General features: G+C 68.1%; 19 protein-coding genes. 7 read left to right on the forward strand and 12 right to left on the reverse strand.

Features of this window, described 5'->3' with window-relative positions; genetic code table 11:
* Positions 1-49 precede the first annotated feature (49 nt).
* Together mutS and DIE02_RS01540 are read left to right on the forward strand one after the other, a co-directional pair.
* Positions 50-2,707 carry a DNA mismatch repair protein MutS gene (gene mutS, locus DIE02_RS01535; RefSeq protein WP_124488290.1) on the forward strand — a complete coding sequence of 886 codons (2,658 nt, stop codon included), beginning with the start codon at positions 50-52 and terminating at the stop codon, positions 2,705-2,707.
* Positions 2,688-3,962, forward strand: a complete 1,275-nt coding sequence (locus DIE02_RS01540) for a hypothetical protein (protein ID WP_124488291.1) — start codon at positions 2,688-2,690, stop codon at positions 3,960-3,962. Before mutS ends, DIE02_RS01540 begins: the two co-directional genes overlap by 20 nt.
* Here DIE02_RS01540 and DIE02_RS01545 read toward each other — a convergent pair.
* Positions 3,942-4,484 (reverse strand): peptidylprolyl isomerase, encoded by a 543-nt coding sequence (locus DIE02_RS01545; RefSeq protein WP_044847987.1) that lies wholly within the window; start codon positions 4,482-4,484, stop codon positions 3,942-3,944. The genes DIE02_RS01540 and DIE02_RS01545 overlap by 21 nt on opposite strands.
* Positions 4,485-4,516: 32 nt before the next feature.
* Here DIE02_RS01545 and DIE02_RS01550 point away from each other — a divergent pair, with 32 nt between their 5' ends.
* Together DIE02_RS01550 and DIE02_RS36380 are read left to right on the forward strand one after the other, a co-directional pair.
* On the forward strand, positions 4,517-5,737 hold the full coding sequence (locus DIE02_RS01550; protein WP_124488292.1) for a cupin domain-containing protein: 1,221 nt from the start codon (positions 4,517-4,519) through the stop codon (positions 5,735-5,737).
* A gap of 54 nt (positions 5,738-5,791) precedes the next feature.
* Entirely contained in the window at positions 5,792-6,037 is a 246-nt protein-coding gene (locus DIE02_RS36380; protein WP_011657350.1) for a hypothetical protein, read from the forward strand.
* 20 nt (positions 6,038-6,057) lie between these two features.
* Here DIE02_RS36380 and DIE02_RS35390 read toward each other — a convergent pair whose 3' ends face one another.
* From DIE02_RS35390 to DIE02_RS01610, 11 genes are all read right to left on the reverse strand, one after another.
* A complete protein-coding gene (locus tag DIE02_RS35390) occupies positions 6,058-6,240 on the reverse strand; it encodes a hypothetical protein (protein WP_185500420.1) in 183 nt (60 codons plus the stop codon).
* A gap of 122 nt (positions 6,241-6,362) precedes the next feature.
* The gene (locus tag DIE02_RS01565; RefSeq protein ID WP_124488293.1) at positions 6,363-7,139 is read right to left on the reverse strand and encodes an MBL fold metallo-hydrolase; all 777 of its coding nucleotides are present in this window, start codon (positions 7,137-7,139) and stop codon (positions 6,363-6,365) included.
* A gap of 4 nt (positions 7,140-7,143) precedes the next feature.
* Positions 7,144-8,289, reverse strand: coding sequence for an outer membrane protein assembly factor BamC (bamC, locus tag DIE02_RS01570; RefSeq protein WP_044847990.1), 1,146 nt, complete (start codon positions 8,287-8,289; stop codon positions 7,144-7,146).
* 111 nt (positions 8,290-8,400) lie between these two features.
* The gene (gene dapA / locus DIE02_RS01575) at positions 8,401-9,306 is read right to left on the reverse strand and encodes a 4-hydroxy-tetrahydrodipicolinate synthase (protein WP_044847991.1); all 906 of its coding nucleotides are present in this window, start codon (positions 9,304-9,306) and stop codon (positions 8,401-8,403) included.
* 47 nt (positions 9,307-9,353) lie between these two features.
* Entirely contained in the window at positions 9,354-9,956 is a 603-nt protein-coding gene (locus DIE02_RS01580) for a bifunctional 2-polyprenyl-6-hydroxyphenol methylase/3-demethylubiquinol 3-O-methyltransferase UbiG (RefSeq protein WP_124488294.1), read from the reverse strand.
* A gap of 9 nt (positions 9,957-9,965) precedes the next feature.
* Complete coding sequence (locus DIE02_RS01585) at positions 9,966-11,168, reverse strand: tryptophan--tRNA ligase (protein WP_044847993.1); 1,203 nt, start codon at positions 11,166-11,168, stop codon at positions 9,966-9,968.
* Between the two features lie 8 nt (positions 11,169-11,176).
* On the reverse strand, positions 11,177-11,839 hold the full coding sequence (locus DIE02_RS01590) for a site-2 protease family protein (RefSeq protein WP_044847994.1): 663 nt from the start codon (positions 11,837-11,839) through the stop codon (positions 11,177-11,179).
* Between the two features lie 45 nt (positions 11,840-11,884).
* Positions 11,885-12,517: an L-threonylcarbamoyladenylate synthase gene (locus DIE02_RS01595; RefSeq protein WP_124488295.1), complete on the reverse strand. Its 633-nt coding sequence runs from the start codon at positions 12,515-12,517 to the stop codon at positions 11,885-11,887.
* A 79-nt stretch (positions 12,518-12,596) separates the two neighbouring features.
* Entirely contained in the window at positions 12,597-13,427 is an 831-nt protein-coding gene (locus DIE02_RS01600; RefSeq protein ID WP_124488296.1) for a 3',5'-nucleoside bisphosphate phosphatase, read from the reverse strand.
* Positions 13,428-13,509: 82 nt separating this feature from the next.
* Positions 13,510-14,400 carry an alpha/beta fold hydrolase gene (locus DIE02_RS01605; RefSeq protein WP_124488297.1) on the reverse strand — a complete coding sequence of 297 codons (891 nt, stop codon included), beginning with the start codon at positions 14,398-14,400 and terminating at the stop codon, positions 13,510-13,512.
* A gap of 209 nt (positions 14,401-14,609) precedes the next feature.
* Positions 14,610-15,467, reverse strand: a complete 858-nt coding sequence (locus DIE02_RS01610; protein ID WP_124488298.1) for a ferritin-like domain-containing protein — start codon at positions 15,465-15,467, stop codon at positions 14,610-14,612.
* 144 nt (positions 15,468-15,611) lie between these two features.
* Between DIE02_RS01610 and DIE02_RS01615 the strand changes: the two genes are divergently transcribed.
* The 3 genes from DIE02_RS01615 (at position 15,612) to DIE02_RS01625 (ending at position 17,609) form a co-directional block, all read left to right on the forward strand.
* Positions 15,612-16,136, forward strand: coding sequence for a gamma carbonic anhydrase family protein (locus tag DIE02_RS01615; RefSeq protein ID WP_057925213.1), 525 nt, complete (start codon positions 15,612-15,614; stop codon positions 16,134-16,136).
* 25 nt (positions 16,137-16,161) lie between these two features.
* Positions 16,162-17,112, forward strand: coding sequence for an Hsp33 family molecular chaperone HslO (gene hslO / locus DIE02_RS01620; protein ID WP_124488299.1), 951 nt, complete (start codon positions 16,162-16,164; stop codon positions 17,110-17,112).
* Positions 17,113-17,249: 137 nt separating this feature from the next.
* A complete protein-coding gene (locus tag DIE02_RS01625; RefSeq protein WP_124488300.1) occupies positions 17,250-17,609 on the forward strand; it encodes a hypothetical protein in 360 nt (119 codons plus the stop codon).
* Positions 17,610-17,687: the final 78 nt, after the last annotated feature.

The raw sequence follows: 17,687 nt of genomic DNA on the forward strand, positions 1-17,687 counted from the left end.
AGCGACTGGTAAACTCGGGCAACCAAAGCAACAACTTCCTGCCTGACCTATGACCACGCTGTCGCCCGAAGCCTTCGCCGGCCATACTCCGATGATGCAGCAGTACCTGCGCATCAAGGCCGATCACCCCGACACGCTCGTCTTCTACCGGATGGGCGACTTCTACGAGCTGTTCTTCGAGGATGCGGAGAAAGCCGCACGCCTGCTCGACCTGACCCTCACGCAACGCGGCACCTCGGCCGGGACGCCGATCAAGATGGCCGGCGTCCCGCATCATGCGGTCGAACAGTATCTGGCGAAGCTCGTGAAGATGGGCGAATCGGTCGCGATCTGCGAGCAGATCGGCGACCCCGCCACGTCGAAGGGGCCAGTCGAGCGCAAGGTCGTGCGCGTCGTCACGCCCGGCACGCTGACCGACGCGGCACTGCTGTCCGACAAGAACGACGTCTACCTGCTCGCGATGTGCACGGGCCACAACAAGCGCGGCGTCGCGGTCAACATCGGCCTCGCGTGGCTGAACCTCGCGAGCGGCGCACTGCGGCTCGCCGAGATCGAACCCGACCAGCTCGGCGCCGCGCTCGAACGCATCCGGCCAGCCGAAATCCTGACGGCGGACGGCGCGACCGACGCCGTGCCCGCGGGCGCCGGCGCGATCAAACGCGTGCCGGCATGGCACTTCGATATCGCATCGGGCACGCAGCGCCTGTGCGACCAGCTCGACGTCGCGGGCCTCGACGGCTTCGGCGCGCATTCGCTGACGAGCGCATGCGGAGCCGCCGGCGCACTGCTGCTGTACGCGGCCGCCACACAGGGTCAGCAATTGCGTCACGTGCGCAGCCTGAAGGTCGAGAACGAAACCGAATACATCGGGCTCGATCCGGCGACGCGCCGCAACCTCGAGTTGACCGAAACGCTGCGCGGCACCGAATCGCCGACGCTGTACTCGCTGCTGGACACCTGCTGCACGACGATGGGCAGCCGCCTGCTGCGTCACTGGCTGCATCATCCGCCGCGCGCGTCGGTCGCCGCGCAATCGCGCCAGCAAGCGATCGGCGCACTGCTCGACGCACCGGCGAACGCGAGCCTCGACGCACTGCGCAGCGCGCTGCGCCAGATCGCCGACGTCGAACGGATCACCGGGCGGCTCGCGCTGCTGTCCGCGCGGCCGCGCGACCTGTCGAGCCTGCGCGACACGTTCGCCGCGCTGCCCGCGCTGCGCGAGCGCATCAGCGCGATCGTCGCGAACGCGGATGCGCTTGCCCGCGTCGACGCGGCGCTCGCGCCGCCCGCCGAATGCCTCGACCTGCTGACCAGCGCGATCGCCCCCGAGCCGGCCGCGATGGTGCGCGACGGCGGCGTGATCGCGCGCGGCTACGACGCGGAGCTCGACGAACTGCGCGACATCTCCGAGAACTGCGGGCAGTTCCTGATCGATCTCGAGGCGCGCGAGCGCACCCGCACGGGCATCGCGAACCTTCGCGTCGAATACAACAAGGTGCACGGCTTCTACATCGAGGTCACGCGCGGCCAGACTGACAAGGTGCCCGACGACTATCGCCGCCGCCAGACGCTGAAGAACGCCGAGCGCTACATCACACCCGAACTGAAGACCTTCGAGGACAAGGCGCTGTCCGCGCAGGAACGCGCGCTGGCCCGCGAGCGCGCGCTGTACGACGGCGTGCTGCAGGCGCTGCTGCCGTTCATTCCCGAGTGCCAGCGCGTCGCGTCGGCGCTCGCGGAGCTCGACGTGCTCGCCGCGTTCGCCGAGCGCGCCCGCACGCTCGACTGGGTCGCGCCTGCCTTCACCGACGAAATCGGCATCGAGATCGAACAGGGTCGCCACCCGGTGGTGGAAGCGCAGGTCGAGCAGTTCATCGCGAACGACTGCCGGTTCGGCGCCGAGCGCAAGCTGCTGCTGATCACCGGCCCGAACATGGGCGGTAAGTCGACCTTCATGCGGCAGACGGCGCTGATTGCGCTGATGGCGTACGTCGGCAGCTACGTGCCCGCGAAATCGGCCTGCTTCGGCCCGATCGACCGGATCTTCACACGGATCGGCGCGGCCGACGACCTCGCCGGCGGGCGCTCCACCTTCATGGTCGAGATGACCGAAGCCGCCGCGATCCTGAACGACGCGACACCGCAAAGCCTCGTGCTGATGGACGAAATCGGCCGCGGCACGTCGACGTTCGACGGCCTCGCGCTCGCATGGGCCATCGCGCGTCACCTGCTCGCGCAAAACGGCTGCTACACGCTGTTCGCGACGCACTACTTCGAGCTGACGCAGCTGCCGGCCGAATTCCCGCAAGCGGCCAACGTCCATCTGTCGGCCGTCGAGCACGGCCACGGCATCGTGTTCCTGCACGCGGTCAACGAAGGCCCGGCGAACCAGAGCTACGGGCTGCAGGTCGCGCAACTCGCGGGCGTGCCGGCGCCGGTGATCCGCGCCGCGCGCAAGCATCTCGCGTATCTCGAACAGCAGTCGGCCGCCCAGCACACGCCGCAGCTCGACCTGTTCAGTGCGCCGCCCGCCGCGGCCGACGAGCTCGCGTGCGCGGATGCGCCGGCGCCGGCCGACGTCCCGCATCCGGCACTCGAAAAGCTGCGCGACATCGATCCCGACGACCTCAAGCCGCGCGAGGCGCTCGACCTGCTGTACGAACTGCGCACGCTCGTCCGCTCGCACGATGTCGACGGGCACGCGTAAACGCCTCCCGTCGGGCCGGCCGGCCCGCGCCGCCGCAGCCGCACTGGTCGCGGCGACGCTCGCGCTCGTGCAGGTGAGCACGCTCGCGGCACCGCCCAAGCGTGCCGCCGCCCCCTACTCGTTCGCGATCGTGTCGGGCGTCATCAACGCGCCGGCCGACGAGCCGGCCGCGCAGCGGCTGTTCGAATCGATCGCGCGCGAGCGCAATCTGGCCTTCGTCGTCTATGCGGGCGACCTCAAGGGTGCGAAGGAAGCGTGCCGCGACGCGCTGTACACGCAGCGCGGCGCGATCCTGGACGCATCGCGCGTGCCGCTCGTGTTCATTCCCGGCCACGACGACTGGGCAACGTGCAACACGGCGGCCGGCGGCAGCTACGATCCGGTCGAACGCCTGGACTTCCTGCGCCAGACGCTGCTGGCGGACGCCGCGCTGCCCGACGCCGGCGCGCTGCAGATCACCCGCGAAAGTGAAGTCGCGCGGTTCCGGCCGTATCGCGAAAACGCGCGCTGGATGCATGACGACGTCGTCTACGTCGCGCTGAACGCACCGGCGCCGAACAATCACTATCTGACGGCCGGCGGCCGCAACGGCGAATTCGAGGACCGCATCGTCGCGAACGGCTTCTGGATCGACCACGCCGCCGAATACGCGAAGCGGCGCGAAGCGCGCGCCATGGTGGTGATGTTCGAAGGCGATCCGCAGTTCGATCGCTACGAGCGGACCGAACGCTTTGCGTGGTTGCGTTTCAACCGGCCGCGCGTGCGCGACGGCTTCCGTGAACTGAAACGAACGCTGGTGAAGGCGGCGGCGACATTCCGCGGCCCGATTCTGGTGATGCACGCGAGCAGCGAGCCGCTTGCGAATGGTTTCCTGATCGATCGCCCGCTGCATGCGGACGACGGTGTGCTGGTGGGAAATGTGACGCGTGTCGCGATCGGACCGCGTCAGCCGGCGAATCAGTGGGTGAAGGTCAACGTATCGCCGGCACGGCAGACGATCTTCAACGTGAGCCTGCAGGACGTGCCGAAGAATCTGCCAACCCCGCCCGCGCTGCCGGTCGTGCCGCGCGACGAGGTCCCGCTGCCGCAGATGCCGGAGATCCCGGCCTTGCCGGCCCTGCCCGACTCGTCGTCGGTCGCGCCGCCGCTGCAGGGCGACGGCACGACGCCGGGCGGCGCCTCGTGGCCCGCGCCGCCCCCTGCCTCGGGGCCGGCGCCCGGCCTGCCCGCCAGTTCAGTGCAGGGTGCGCCCTGACGGTGCGTCGCCGTCCTCGTCTTCGTCCTCGTCGACGATTTCGAGGCCTTCCGCGCCGTGCGCGTGCTCATGCTCGATCTCGTCCTCGGTGGCTTCGCGAACGTCCTTGACCGTGAGCGCGAAACGCAGCGCCATGCCCGCGAGCGGGTGGTTGCCGTCGAGCACGACCTTGTCTTCGGCGATGTCGGTGACCGTGTAGATCAGCGAATCCACTTCCTCGTCGCCGTCTTCCGGCGTGCCTTCGAACTGCATGCCCACTTCGATCGGCTCGGGAAAACGATCGCGCGGCTCGATCTTCACGAGTTCGGGATCGTAGTCGCCGAACGCGTCCTGCGGCTCGAGCTGAACCTGCGCCTGGTAACCGGGCTCCTGGCCGTCGAGCTGTTCCTCGATCTTGGGGAACGTGCCATCATAGCCGCCGTGCAGATAAACCATCGGCTCGTCGCTTTCCTCGATCAGATTGCCTTGCGCATCCGACAGCTTGTAAGCGACCGACACGACGGTGTTTTTTGCGATTTTCATCCAATTCTCCCAAATACAAGTCTCATTATACGATGCGCAACCGGTCTCAAGCCGAACCGCGGGATGCCGCTGACGCCCCGCTCGGCGCGCCACCTTCCGATCTTCCCACGCCGCTGCTCGGCGGCCTCTCGCCGGCGCAATTCATGCGCCGCTACTGGCAGAAAAAGCCGCTGCTGATCCGCCAGGCGATCCCCGGCGTGAAGCCGCCGGTCACGCGCGACGCATTGTTCGAGCTGGCAGCCGACTATGACGCCGAATCGCGGCTGATCACCCATTTTCGTAACAAGTGGCAACTTGCACACGGCCCGTTCGAGCCGGGCGCGCTGCCGGCCATCTCGCGCAAATCCTGGTCCCTGCTCGTGCAGGGGCTCGACCTGCACGTCGACGCGGCGCGCGCGCTGCTCGACCGCTTCCGCTTCATCCCGGACGCGCGTCTCGACGACCTGATGATTTCGTACGCGACGGACGGCGGTGGCGTCGGCCCGCACTTCGACTCGTACGACGTATTCCTGCTGCAGGTCGAAGGCCGGCGCCGCTGGCGCATCGGTGCGCAGAAGGACCTGTCGCTGCAGCCGGACGTGCCGCTGAAGATCCTCGAGCATTTCGAGCCGAGCGACGAATGGGTGCTCGAGCCGGGCGACATGCTGTACCTGCCGCCGCACATCGCGCACGACGGCGTAGCGGAGGGCGAATGCATGACCTGCTCGATCGGCTTTCGGGCGCCGTCCGCCGGGGAGCTGGGCGCGCAATTCCTGTACTACCTCGCGGAACGCGGCGGCCTGCGCGACGAGCGCGGCGACGCGCTCTACCGCGACCCCAAGCAGCCGGCCGTCGACACCCCCGCGCAACTGCCGCCGGCGATGGTCGAGCGCGTCGCCGAGATCGTCGAGGCGATCCGCTGGCGCAAGCGCGACGTCGCCGAATTCCTCGGCTGCTACCTGAGCGAGCCCAAATCGAACGTCGTATTCGAGCCGCCGGCGCGGCCGCTGTCCGAGGCCGCGTTCGTCGCGCAGGCATCGCGCCGGGGCGTGCATCTCGACAGACGCGCCGCATTGATGTATAACGCGCGATCGTACTTCATTAATGGCGAGGAACAACCGCTCGAGCAAGCCGGCGAATGGCTGCCCGAACTGGCCAATCTCCGCCACATGGAGGCGAAACGGTTTGTAACACTATCCCGGGCTCCCTCGATGACAGCCTTGCTGCACGAATGGTATTGTGCGGGCTGGCTGCGGGTCGGATACCGGATTTAGTGGGCCGCCCCGTATGCCCGTGCAGATCAAATTCTGTATGGGAAAGACAACGTATTGACCCCGCATTTGTCGACGGTCGATAGGAAAGTGCATATAATTTCCGCCCAAGCCGTAGGGAAGATTCACGCTCTAGAAGTGCGTCTCCACCAGCGGCCCAGGTCGGTGTTGGAGCACATTACCGGTATTGTTTCGCGCTGTTGCTTACCTTTAACCATAAAAGGACGTGATCATGAAGAAATCCCTCCTCGTAGCTTCCCTGTTGGCTGCTGTTGCACTGGCTGCTTGCAACAAGAGCGCTGATCAAGCTGCTTCGTCGGCTGCTAGCGACGCATCGGCTGCTGCTTCGTCGGCTGCTTCGGCAGTTGCTGGTGCTGCGAGCGACGCTTCGGCTGCTGCTTCGTCGGCAACGGCTGCTGCGAGCGACGCAGCTGCTGCTGTGGCGTCGGCTGCTTCGGCAGCGACGGCTGCTCCGGCTTCGGGCGCAAGCCAGTAAGCCTCAGCATCAGCTGAAAAAAAACCGGCCCTTCGGGCCGGTTTTTTTACGTCTGTCGGTTCCGCGCATCGCACCCGGCAGGCAAGCAGGCCAAGCCGCCGCCCGCCCCTTCCCGCGTCGCTCTGCGCCCGCTCAACCGAGCGTCAGCCAGTCGAAGCCCGCGTCCTGCGTGGCCACGACCACGTCCTCCCCGTCCGTTCCCAGCACGCCGGCAAACGCCTGGCGGGCCAGCTCGGGCCGGTTGTTCTGCTGGCTCAGGTGCGCCGCGACCAGATGCTGGAGGCGACTGCGTTCGAGCGATGCGAGGATGCCGGCGGCGGCATCGTTGCTCAGGTGGCCATGATTGCCGCCGATCCGCGCCTTCAGCGACTGCGGATAGCGGCTCCCGGCGAGCATCGCGGTATCGTGGTTGGATTCGAGCACCAGCGCGTCACAGCCGCTCAGGACGGTCGTGATGTGCGGCGTGGCCATGCCGACGTCGGTCAGCACGCCGAGCCGGCGACAGCCATCCATGAAGACGAACTGGAGCGGTTCCCGCGCGTCGTGGGGCACCGTATAGGGCATCACGGCCAGATCGCGTATCGCGGCCGTCTCGTCGCCCCACAACACGTGGAGATCGACATCGGCCTCGTCCGCGCCCACTGCGCGCGCCGTGCCCCAACTCATGTAGAGCGGCAGCGACCCGCGCCGCGCGAGCGTCAGCGCGCTGCCGACGTGGTCGCTGTGTTCATGGGTGATGAGGATCGCATCGAGATCGTCGATGCCGAGATTCAGGCGGCCGAGGCGGCGCTCGACCTCCTTCGCAGAAAAACCGCAGTCGAGCAGCACGCGGGTGGTCGTCGTGCCGCTCGACACCTCGACGACCAGCGCGTTGCCTTCGCTGCCGCTACCAAGGCTGGCGAAGCGCACGCGGTCAGTTCAGCTGGGCCTGCAGCAGCGAAATGAGCCGCTGCGCGTCCGACGAGTTGTCGACCTGGCCGTTCGCGTCGACCACCGCGACCTGCGTGCCGCCATTGCCCTGCGCGCGCACGTTGACCAGGTATTCCTTGCCCGGCTTGGCCGCCGACGGGCCGCCGTAGAACAGCTTGCCGAACAGCCCGTCGCGCTTCAGCTCTTCCATCGTGTTCGCGTAGCGGACGGTGTACAGGCCCTTCTCGCGGTCGCGATTGTCGACCGCGAAGTTGGTACGGTCGAGCGCGAGACCGACGCGCAGCCACGCGCGGTCGAACGATTCCGCCAGCTGCAGCGTCGCGGCGCCGCCGCTCGTGTCAGCGACCTTCGCCGGCGCCGTCGCGGGACGTGCATCGGTCAGCAGCTGCTTCGCCTGCGCGTCGCTCAGGCCGAACTTCTGCATCAGCTTCGACAGGAACACGGCCTCGAGCACCGGGTTGCGCGGACGCTCTTCCCAGCGCGACGACGTGCCGCCCTGCGGACCGACCATCATTTCCTCCATCGCGCTGTGCGTGATCGAGATGTCGGTGTTGCCGTCCGGCGTGCGGTTCACGAGCGTGCGGAAACGGTCGCGCGTGCCCGACGAATACGCGAAGTCGATGACCTTGCCGATCGTGCGGCGGAACCAGTCGTCGGGAATGTTCGCGCGGTTCTCGGCCCAGTCGGTGGCCATGATGCCGGTCGACGGTGCGTCGGTCTTCAGCGAGAAGCCGTTTTCCTGCCAGAACTCCTTCAGGATCGGCCACAGCTGCTCGGGCGTGCGCCCGTCCACGACGAGCCAGCGGCGATCGCCGTCGCGCTCGATATGCATGCCGAGCGGATCCTGCGCGCTCGGGACGCCGTCGGTCGCGTTGCCGGAGGCCGTGGTCGCCCGCGGCGGCAGCGTGCCGAGACCGGCGTTGCTCGGCGGCGCGACGAACTGCTGGGTCGTCGGCACCGGCTTCAGGTCGCTCGGCACCGCGAGCGGCGGCGCCGAACCCGTGTTCTTGTAGTTGACCCGGTCAGGAGCCAGATAATCGTTCAGCGTATCGCAGCCGGCGAGCGCGCCCAGCGCCAGCGCCACCACCGAAACCTGGATGGCGCGAGAGGAAAAGGCGAAACGTTTCATGAAATCCTTCGTCTTGCTAGAACGCTCGTCAGGAGCGGCGCCGGACGGAGCCGGCCGGTGCGGGTTGATGAGGGGTCGAGCCGGCGGCCGCAGGACGCGGCCGCCTGAGCCTCAGGCGAGGACGCCGGCCTCGACGAGGGCCGAACGTACGACATCGTGGCAGCGCTCGTCGAGCGGCGTAAGCGGCAGGCGGATGCCGCCCTGCATCTTGCCCATCGCCTGCAGCGCCCACTTCACCGGAATCGGGTTTGCCTCGATGAACAGGTTCTTGTGCAGCGACAGCAGCTTCATGTGCAGCTCGCGCGCCGTTGCGACGTCGCCAGCCAGCGCCGCACGGCACAGGTCGCTCATCGCGCGCGGCGCGACGTTCGCCGTCACCGAGATGTTGCCGTGGCCGCCGAGCAGCATCAGCGCGATCGCGGTCGGATCGTCGCCGCTGTAGATCGCGAAATGCTTCGGCGCGGCCTTGATCAGGTGCGCGGCGCGATCGATGTTGCCGGTCGCTTCCTTCACGCCGATGATGCCCGGCACCTGCGCGAGGCGCAGCGTCGTCTCGTGCGCCATGTCCGCGACGGTGCGGCCCGGCACGTTGTACAGGATCACCGGCAGGTCGACCGCTTCGGCGATCGCCTTGAAGTGCCGGTACATCCCTTCCTGCGTGGGCTTGTTGTAGTACGGCACGACCTGCAGCGTCGCGTCGGCGCCGACGGCCTTCGCGTGCTTCGTCAGTTCGATCGCCTCGGCGGTCGAATTGCCGCCTGCGCCCGCGATGATCGGGATGCGCTTCGCCGCATGCTCGACCGCCGTGCGGATCATCAGGATGTGCTCTTCGACGTTGAGCGTTGCCGACTCGCCGCTCGTGCCGACCACGACGAGTGCGTCGGTGCCTTCCGCGATGTGCCAGTCGATCAGTTTGCGAAACGCCGGCAGGTCGAGACTGCCGTCTTCGAGCATCGGGGTGACGATCGCGGGGATGCTGCCGCGGATTTGAATGCCGTCTTGGGTGCCGTTAGCCATGAAACGCGATTGATTGATGTACCGGTAAACGTTGAGATTGTAGCGGATTAGCCGGGCAGTTCGTAACGTGGAATTCCCGCCCCCGCCGTCGGGGTCGCGCCCTCGCGTACCGCGCAGATGCGCTGCACGAACGCCTCGCGCGGCGCGGCGACGAATCCGTCCTCGTACGCGACCACCCGCAGGCGGCCGCGCACCGCGTCCAGCAGCTCGCCCGGGGCGAGCAGGAACGCGGGATTGGACGGTTTGCCGACCGTTTCGTTTCCTTGCGCGAAGGTTTCGTAGATCAGCACGCCGCCCGGCGCCACCGCATCGAGCAGATGGGGCCAGAGCGGACGATGCAAATAATGGGTGACGATCACCGCCGCGAACGACGCGCCGGCCGGCAGCGGCCAGGGCGCGCCCTCGAGATCGGCGTCGCGCGCGTCGACGCCGGGAATCGCGCGCAATGCGGCCAGCGCGGCCGGATCGCGGTCGAGCGCGACGACCGGATGCCCGTGCGACGCAAACCAGCGCGCATGGCGGCCGCCGCCCGCGGCGACGTCGAGCACCGCGCCGCCCGCCGGGACGAGCCGCGACCACCGGGCGACCCAGCGCGACGGCTCGGTCTGGGCGACGTGGCCGCCCGCGGCGGCAATGACGGGTTCGCGCATGCCGTCAGGTCAGGTGTACGACAGGCCCATCGCCTCGCGCACGTCGCGCATCGTCTCGACCGCGTGCTTGCGCGCCTTGTCGCATCCGTCCGCGACGATCGCGCGCAGCAGCGACGGATCGTCCATGTACTTCTGTGCGCGCTCGAGCATCGGCTGCTGTTCGCGCAGGATCCCTTCGACGACCGGCTGCTTGCAGTCGAGGCAGCCGATACCCGCCGAGCGGCAGCCGCTCTGCACCCACTGGTGCGTCGCTTCGTCCGTATAGACCTGATGCAGCTGCCACACCGGGCACTTGTCGGGATCGCCCGGATCGGTGCGGCGCACGCGCGCCGGATCGGTCGGCATCGTGCGGACCTTCTTCGTGATCGTCTCCGCGTCCTCGCGCAGGCCGATCGTGTTGCCGTACGACTTCGACATCTTCTGGCCGTCGAGGCCCGGCATCCGCGACGCTTCGGTCAAAAGCGCCTGCGGCTCGACCAGGATGATCTTGCGCGCGCCTTCGAGATAGCCGAACAGGCGCTCGCGGTCGCTCATCGACAGGCTTTGCGACTCCTGCAGCATCGCGCGCGCCTGTTCGAGCGCCTCGTCGTCGCCCTCCTGCTGGTACGCGTTGCGCAGTTCGTGATAGAGCTTCGCGCGCTTGCCGCCGAGCTTCTTCGCGGCCTCGAGCGCCTTCTCCTCGAAGCCCGGCTCGCGGCCGTACAGGTAGTTGAAGCGGCGCGCGATCTCGCGCGTCATCTCGACGTGCGGCACCTGGTCTTCACCGACCGGCACGAGCGAGCCGCGATACAGCAGGATGTCGGCCGCCATCAGCACCGGGTAGCCGAGGAAGCCGTAGGTCGACAGGTCCTTGTCCTTCAGCTTCTCCATCTGCTCCTTGTAGGTCGGCACGCGTTCGAGCCAGCCGAGCGGCGTACTCATGCCGAGCAGCAGCGCGAGCTCCGCATGCTCGGGCACCTTGCTCTGGATGAACAGCGTCGCCTGCGCCGGATCGATGCCGGACGCGAGCCAGTCGATCAGCACGTCCCACACGTTCTTCTCGATGACCTCGGGCGTTTCGTAGTGCGTCGTCAGCGCATGCCAGTCGACCACGCAGAAGAAGCACGGGTACTCGGACTGCAGCTTCACCCAGTTTTTCAGCACGCCGTGGTAGTGGCCGAGGTGCAGCGACCCGGTGGGTCGCATGCCGGAGAAAATACGATCTGGGAACATGATTGTCGTTAGAAAAGCGAGGCGAAGGGAGACAGGATGGCGCTCAGCACGCCGGCCGCGGCGTTCACGAGCGGGCGCAGCCAGAAATTCGTCAGCACGCCCGTCGTGACCAGCACGAGGACGATGATGAAACCGTACGGCTCGATGCGCGACAGCGCGATCGATTGCTTCGGCGGCAGCAGTGCCGCAAGGATACGGCCGCCGTCAAGCGGCGGCAGCGGAAACAGGTTCAGCACGCCGAGCACCAGGTTCGCGCTGACGCCCGCATAGGCCATCCGCGTGAAGAACGGCTCGTCGATGCCGGCCGCGGGCAGCACGATGGTCAGCACGCCCCAGACCAGCGCCTGCACGAAGTTGCAGGCCGGACCCGCGAGCGCAACCCACAGGCTGCCCCAGCGCGGATCGCGCAGGTTGCCGAACGATACCGGTACCGGCTTCGCATAGCCGAACAGGAAAGCGCCGCCGGTCAGGAAATACATCACGAGCGGAATCGCGATCGTGCCGAGCGGATCGATGTGGCGCATCGGGTTGAACGACACGCGCCCCATCATGTAGGCGGTGTTGTCGCCGAGCAGGCGCGCGGCATAGCCGTGCGCAGCCTCGTGCAGCGTGATCGCGAAGATCACGGGCAGCGCGTAGACGGCGATGGTCTGAATCAGGGAAGCGTCCATATCGCGTTATTGTAACAAGCGCACTCGCGCAAAAATGAATGGCGCTTACGCGGCCGACAGCCCGAACGGTTCGAGCGCGCCGCGCCCCGCGCGCACGAGCTGCGGCGCGTCGCCCGTCAGGTCGATCACCGTCGACGGCTCGCGCGGACACGCGCCGCCGTCGATCACGAGATCGACCTGCTTCTCGAGCCGCGCGCGGATCTCGTCGGGATCGTTCAGCGGCTCGTCGTCCGGCGGCAGGATCAGCGTCGTGCCGAGCAGCGGCTGGCCCAGCGACTCGAGCAGCGCGAGCGTGATCGCGTGATCGGGCACGCGCAGCCCGATCGTCTTGCGCGACGGATGCGACAGCCGGCGCGGCACTTCCTTGGTTGCCTGCAGGATGAACACGTACGGGCCCGGCGTCACCGACTTGATCTGCCGGTACTGACGGTTGTCCACCATCGCGAAGTTGGCCAGTTCCGACAGGTCGCGCACGAGCAGCGACAGGTGCTGCTTCTCGTCGAGGCCGCGGATGCGGCGCACGCGCTCGACCGCGTCCTTGTCGTCGAGGTGGCACGCGAGCGCGTAGCTCGAATCGGTCGGCATTGCGATCACGCCGCCCTTGCTGACGATGTCCGCGGCCTGCTTGATCAGGCGCGGCTGCGGATTATCCGGATGAATCCTGAAGAACTGGGACATGGGGACACGTAAAGAGGGAGAAGTCGGATGCGCGCCTCGCCGGCAGCGCGAACGGCGAACGGCAAGCGGCCGCGACGCGTCAGAGCCAGCGCTCCCAGACCGGTTTCAGGTCGGGCGGCAACGGCGGCAGGCTGCCGAGTTCGACGCGGCCCTCGCCCGGCGCATGGAAATCCGAACCGCGCGACACCTCGAAGCCGAAGCGGCGCGCGACGTCCGCGTATTCGCGGTATTGGTCGGGCGTGTGGCTGCCCGTGATGACCTCGATCGCCCGGCCGCCGAGATCGATGAATTCGCCGAAGAATGCGTCGAATTCGACCGGCGTATAGCGGTAGCGGCCCGGGTGTGCGACCACGGCCTCCCCGCCCGCCGCGCGAATCCATGCGACGGCGTCGGACAGCGTCGCCCAGCGGTGCGGAACGAACCCCGGCTTGCCGTCGCCGAGCAGGCGGTCGAACACGTCGGACGTCGATGCGGCATGGCCGTTCTCGACCAGGAAACGCGCGAAGTGGGTGCGCGAGATCAGGTCGGGATTCGACACGTACTTCAGCGCGCCTTCGTACGCGCCGGGGATGCCGAGCGTCTCGAGCTGCGCGGCGATCGCCCGCGCACGGGCCGCACGGCCGTGGCGCGTGCGGTACAGGCCGTCGACGAGCGCCGGGTTCGACGGATCGATGTGCAGCCCGACGATGTGCACGGTGCGCGACGCCCACGTGACCGAAATCTCGACGCCGCTCAGGTAGCGCATGCCGAGCGCTTCCGCCTCGCTGCGCGCCGCCGCCTGGCCGCCGATCTCGTCGTGGTCGGTCAGCGCCCACAGGGTCACGCCGCCGGCATGGGCGCGGCGCGCGACGTCGGCAGGCGACAGCAACCCGTCGGAAACATTCGAATGGCAGTGGAGATCAGCGTTCATTGTCGGTATGGCAGGTGAAGCTTCATTCTACTGCAATGCGGCAAATGCGCCGCCCGCCTGCCCCGCCGCTGCCGCCGCCGGCCTATGCGCAGAACGCCTCGATCAGCGCCGCGACCTGCTCCGGCTGGTCGTGATGGACCATGTGGCCGGCATCCTCGACGAGCTTTTCGCGCCAGTCGGGGAACGCGCCGAAGCGCGCCTTGAACTCGGCCAGCGGGATGTCGCCCGCGATGTAGGCGAGCGTCGGCGAATTGACGGCCTCGACGTGCAGCACCTTCGCGCGCACCTGCTTCCAGACGGCCATCACTTCGTCGAGCCGGTACAGCTGCGGGCCCGCCATCTTGTGCGCGGGGTCCGCCAGCAGGTGATACAGGCCGTCGTCGCCGCGCTTCGACCAGTGCGCGGCGAGGAACGCCGCGCGGCGCGGATCGAGCCGCGGATTGGTCTTGGTCAGCCGGGCCGCCACGTCGTCGAGCGACGCGTACGGGCGCAGCACCGGCGGCGCGCGCAGCTCGTCGAGCCAGCCGCGCAGCCGGCGCGGCGCCTGCTCGGCCCGCGCGGGGGCGAGCCCGAACCCTTCGAGGTCGACCACGCGCCGCACGCGCTCCGGCCGCGCGCCCGCGTACAGGCACACGACGTTCGCCCCCATGCTGTGCCCGACCAGGTTGACTTCGCCGGTCGGCGCATAGTGATCGACCAGCGCGTCGAGATCGCCCAAGTACTCGTGGAACCAGTAATGACCGCCGCCCTGCCGCGCGACCGGCCAGTCGGACAGGCCGAAGCCGCGCGCATCCGGCGCGATCACCTGCCAGTCGCCCGCGAGCGCGTCGACGACGAACTGGAACGATGCCGCGACGTCCATCCAGCCGTGCAGCATGAACAGCGTCGGCGCATCGGGCCGGCCCCAGCGCCGCACATGCAGCTTGACGCCGCGGACGGTGACGAAATCGGAAACAGAACTCGAGGCATTCATTGCAGTCGCCAAAAAAAAGAATGGTCGTTCGATTATAGCGATGGCACTTCCGTTCCGGCGCCCGGCAGTCGAGGCTGCGCTCTAGCGACGGTGAGCCGACGGTACGTGTCCGGCGCATCGGCTGCCACGGAAATGCCGCCGAGCGGCCCGTGTGGCCAGCCGGCGGCAGCGTTCGCCCGCCCATCTGGAGCCGGCGGCGCCCGCTCGCCCTAACCCGCCGCCGGGCCGTCCGGCACGTCCTGCGCGGCGAGTTCGTCCAGCTCCGCCTGCTCGAATCCCGCGGTGCGGCGCGCGTCGAAATTGAACGGGCCGCGCAGCCGCGGCGCATGGTACTGCTCGGCAAGCTCGCGGTAGGTGGGAACCGGATCGCGGCCGGCGGCGTCGCACAAGTGCCGGAACCAGCGGTTCCCGATCGCGACATGGCCGATCTCGTCGCGCAGGATCACGTCGAGGATCGCCGCGGACGCGTCGTCGCCCGCCTGCACGAGCCGCGCACGGATCGGCGGCGACGCGTCGAGCCCGCGCGCCTCGAGGGTGCGCGGCACGAGCGCCATCCGCGCGAGCACATCGGCCTTGGTCCGCTCGCACATCTCCCACAGCCCGTTGTGCGCGGGGAAATCGCCGTACGCATGCCCGAACCCGGCCAGCCGGTCGGACAGCAGCGTGAAGTGATAGGCCTCCTCGGCCGCGACCTTCAGCCAGTCCGCGTAGAACGCGTCGGGCATGCCGGCGAAGCGCCACACGGCGTCGAGTGCGAGGTTGATCGCGTTGAATTCGATATGCGCGAGCGCGTGCAGCAACACCGCGCGCCCCGCGGGCGAGCGCATGCTGCGGCGCTCGAGCTGGCGCGGCTCGACGAGCGGCGGGCGCGCCGGACGGCCGGGCAGGTCGGCCGGCTCGTCCAGGCCGAGCGCCGGCGCGATCGCGGCCCGTCCGGCCAGCAGCGCGTCATACAGCGCACGGACCTGCGAGGCCTTCGCGGCCGGCTCGGAGATCCGCAGGGCGTCGAGTGCGGCGCGGCGCACGCAACGCGGCGCCGCGGTAAGGGAAGAAGGCTGCATGCTCATCAAACGGGGGCACCATCCGCGCGCATCGCGGGAGCGCAGGCACGCGACGGTTTACAATAAGCGTTTGTGCCGTCACGCAACGCGCCCGGCACGCCAGACGCGCCATTCTACCGGCGCCCATCATCGAAGAGACCAGGAGACTCCGTGACGATCTACAAACTGGGCGAGACGGCCCCGACGATCCACGAAAGCGTATTCGTCGCCGATACGGCGGCCATCATCGGCAAGGTCGTGCTGGAGGAAAACGCGAGCGTCTGGTTCGGCGCGACGATTCGCGGCGACAACGAGACGATCACGGTCGGCACCGGCAGCAATGTCCAGGAAGGCGCGGTACTGCATACGGACCCCGGCTTTCCGCTGACGATTGCCGAAAACGTGACGATCGGGCACCAGGCGATGCTGCACGGGTGCACGATCGGCGAGGGTTCGCTGATCGGGATTCAGGCGGTGGTCTTGAATGGAGCGGTGATCGGCCGCAACTGTCTGGTCGGTGCCGGCGCGGTCGTGACGGAAGGCAAGACGTTCCCGGACAATTCGCTGATTCTCGGCGCCCCGGCGAAAGTCGTGCGCGAGCTGTCGGCAGACGACATCGCGCGGCTGCGCGCAAATGCGAAGACGTACGTCGAGCGGCGTGCGCATTTCAAGGAGCAACTCGTGCGGATCGGCTGATTCGCGCGGATTTCAAGGAAGAAGAGTGAGCGACCAGTTACAGAAATTCATGTTCAATTCGGCACCCGTGCGCGGCGAGATCGTGTCGCTGCGCAACACGTGGCAAGAGGTGCTTTCCCGCCGTGACTACCCTGCCCCGGTGCGCACGGTGCTCGGCGAGATGATGGCCGCGTGTGCGCTGCTGTCGGCGAACCTGAAATTTCACGGCACCCTGATCATGCAGATCTTCGGCGACGGACCGGTCCAGATGCTGGTCGTCCAGTGCGGCTCGGACCTGTCGATGCGCGCCACGGCCAAGTTCGCCGGCGACGCGGCGCAGACGATCGGCGACGACATGCACTTCGCGTCGCTCGTCAACGCGAGCGGCCACGGCCGCTGCGTGATCACGCTCGACCCGGCCGAGAAGCTGCCGGGCCAGCAGCCGTACCAGGGCATCGTGCCGCTGAACGGCGTCGACGGCCCGCTCGAATCGGTGTCGCAGGTGCTCGAGCACTACATGCACCACTCGGAGCAGCTCGACACGCGGCTGTGGCTCGCGGCCGATCGCGACCGCGCGGTCGGCATGCTGCTGCAGAAGCTGCCGGGCGACGGCGGCATCGTGCCGCGCAACGCCGAGACCGACGCCGACACCTGGGAGCGCGTCTGCACGCTCGGCGGCACGCTGTCCGCCAAGGAGTTGCTCGAGGTCGAACCGGAAGTCGTGTTCCGCCGGCTGTTCTGGCAGGAAAACGTGCAGCACTTCGACCCGGCCGGGACGCGTTTCCAGTGCTCGTGCTCGCGCGAGAAGGTCGGCGCGATGCTGCGCATGCTCGGCCGCGACGAAGTCGACAGCGTGATCGTCGAGCGCGGTCACGTCGAGATCCACTGCGAGTTCTGCAACCAGCGCTACGAATTCGATCCCGTCGACGTCGCGCAGTTGTTCGCCGCGCCGGAACTCGCGACCGGCATCACGCCCGCGACCGACCAGCGTCACTGAGCGCGCCGCGCGTCCGTGCCCGCGATGCGGGCGCGGGCGCATAATGACGCACGAGCGTCGCCCGTACGGCTCACGCGCCGCAGGTCCCGCCTTCGGCGCAAACCGCTTTGCACTGCGGCGCGCTGCTGGAGAAACACATGAATCGCCCGTTCCGCACCCTCGTCCTGGCCAGTGTCGCAGCCGGCACGCTGGCCCTCGCCGGCTGCGCGGTGCAGCCGCCTTCGTCAACGATCCTGAGTCGCCTGCCCGAGCCGGGCGCGTCGGGCGGCCGGCCGCCCGCCCTGTCGAGCGCGGAGCGCAAACGCTACGACGAGATCGACCGGCAGGTGCTGCGCGAGCAGAACGACGCGATGGCGGCCGAGGCCGCCGCGCGCGCGTGGTCCTATTACTCGCCGCCACCCGTGACCGTCTACGGCGGCTATTACAGCGGCGGTTGGGGCAACCGGTGGGGCACCGGCATCGGCTATGGCTACGGTTACCCGGGCTGGTGGTGGTGACGCGACATCGCGTCGACCGACCCAATTGACGACTGACAGGAAATAAAAAAGCGCGGCATTTCCCGCGCTTTTTCAATG

Source organism: Burkholderia sp. Bp8991 (assembly GCF_003853795.1).
Classification (GTDB): domain Bacteria; phylum Pseudomonadota; class Gammaproteobacteria; order Burkholderiales; family Burkholderiaceae; genus Burkholderia.

Excerpts from the sequence above, each read along its gene's own strand:
- mutS (WP_124488290.1), top strand. The coding sequence starts at position 50 with ATGACCACGCTGTCGCCCGAAGCCTTCGCCGGCCATACTCCGATGATG.
- DIE02_RS01540 (WP_124488291.1), top strand. The coding sequence starts at position 2,688 with ATGTCGACGGGCACGCGTAAACGCCTCCCGTCGGGCCGGCCGGCCCGC.
- DIE02_RS01545 (WP_044847987.1), bottom strand. The coding sequence starts at position 4,484 with ATGAAAATCGCAAAAAACACCGTCGTGTCGGTCGCTTACAAGCTGTCG.
- DIE02_RS01550 (WP_124488292.1), top strand. The coding sequence starts at position 4,517 with ATGCGCAACCGGTCTCAAGCCGAACCGCGGGATGCCGCTGACGCCCCG.
- DIE02_RS35390 (WP_185500420.1), bottom strand. The coding sequence starts at position 6,240 with ATGCTGAGGCTTACTGGCTTGCGCCCGAAGCCGGAGCAGCCGTCGCTG.
- bamC (WP_044847990.1), bottom strand. The coding sequence starts at position 8,289 with ATGAAACGTTTCGCCTTTTCCTCTCGCGCCATCCAGGTTTCGGTGGTG.
- dapA (WP_044847991.1), bottom strand. The coding sequence starts at position 9,306 with ATGGCTAACGGCACCCAAGACGGCATTCAAATCCGCGGCAGCATCCCC.
- DIE02_RS01580 (WP_124488294.1), bottom strand. The coding sequence starts at position 9,956 with ATGCGCGAACCCGTCATTGCCGCCGCGGGCGGCCACGTCGCCCAGACC.
- DIE02_RS01585 (WP_044847993.1), bottom strand. The coding sequence starts at position 11,168 with ATGTTCCCAGATCGTATTTTCTCCGGCATGCGACCCACCGGGTCGCTG.
- DIE02_RS01590 (WP_044847994.1), bottom strand. The coding sequence starts at position 11,839 with ATGGACGCTTCCCTGATTCAGACCATCGCCGTCTACGCGCTGCCCGTG.
- DIE02_RS01595 (WP_124488295.1), bottom strand. The coding sequence starts at position 12,517 with ATGTCCCAGTTCTTCAGGATTCATCCGGATAATCCGCAGCCGCGCCTG.
- DIE02_RS01600 (WP_124488296.1), bottom strand. The coding sequence starts at position 13,427 with ATGAACGCTGATCTCCACTGCCATTCGAATGTTTCCGACGGGTTGCTG.
- DIE02_RS01605 (WP_124488297.1), bottom strand. The coding sequence starts at position 14,400 with ATGAATGCCTCGAGTTCTGTTTCCGATTTCGTCACCGTCCGCGGCGTC.
- DIE02_RS01610 (WP_124488298.1), bottom strand. The coding sequence starts at position 15,467 with ATGAGCATGCAGCCTTCTTCCCTTACCGCGGCGCCGCGTTGCGTGCGC.
- DIE02_RS01625 (WP_124488300.1), top strand. The coding sequence starts at position 17,250 with ATGAATCGCCCGTTCCGCACCCTCGTCCTGGCCAGTGTCGCAGCCGGC.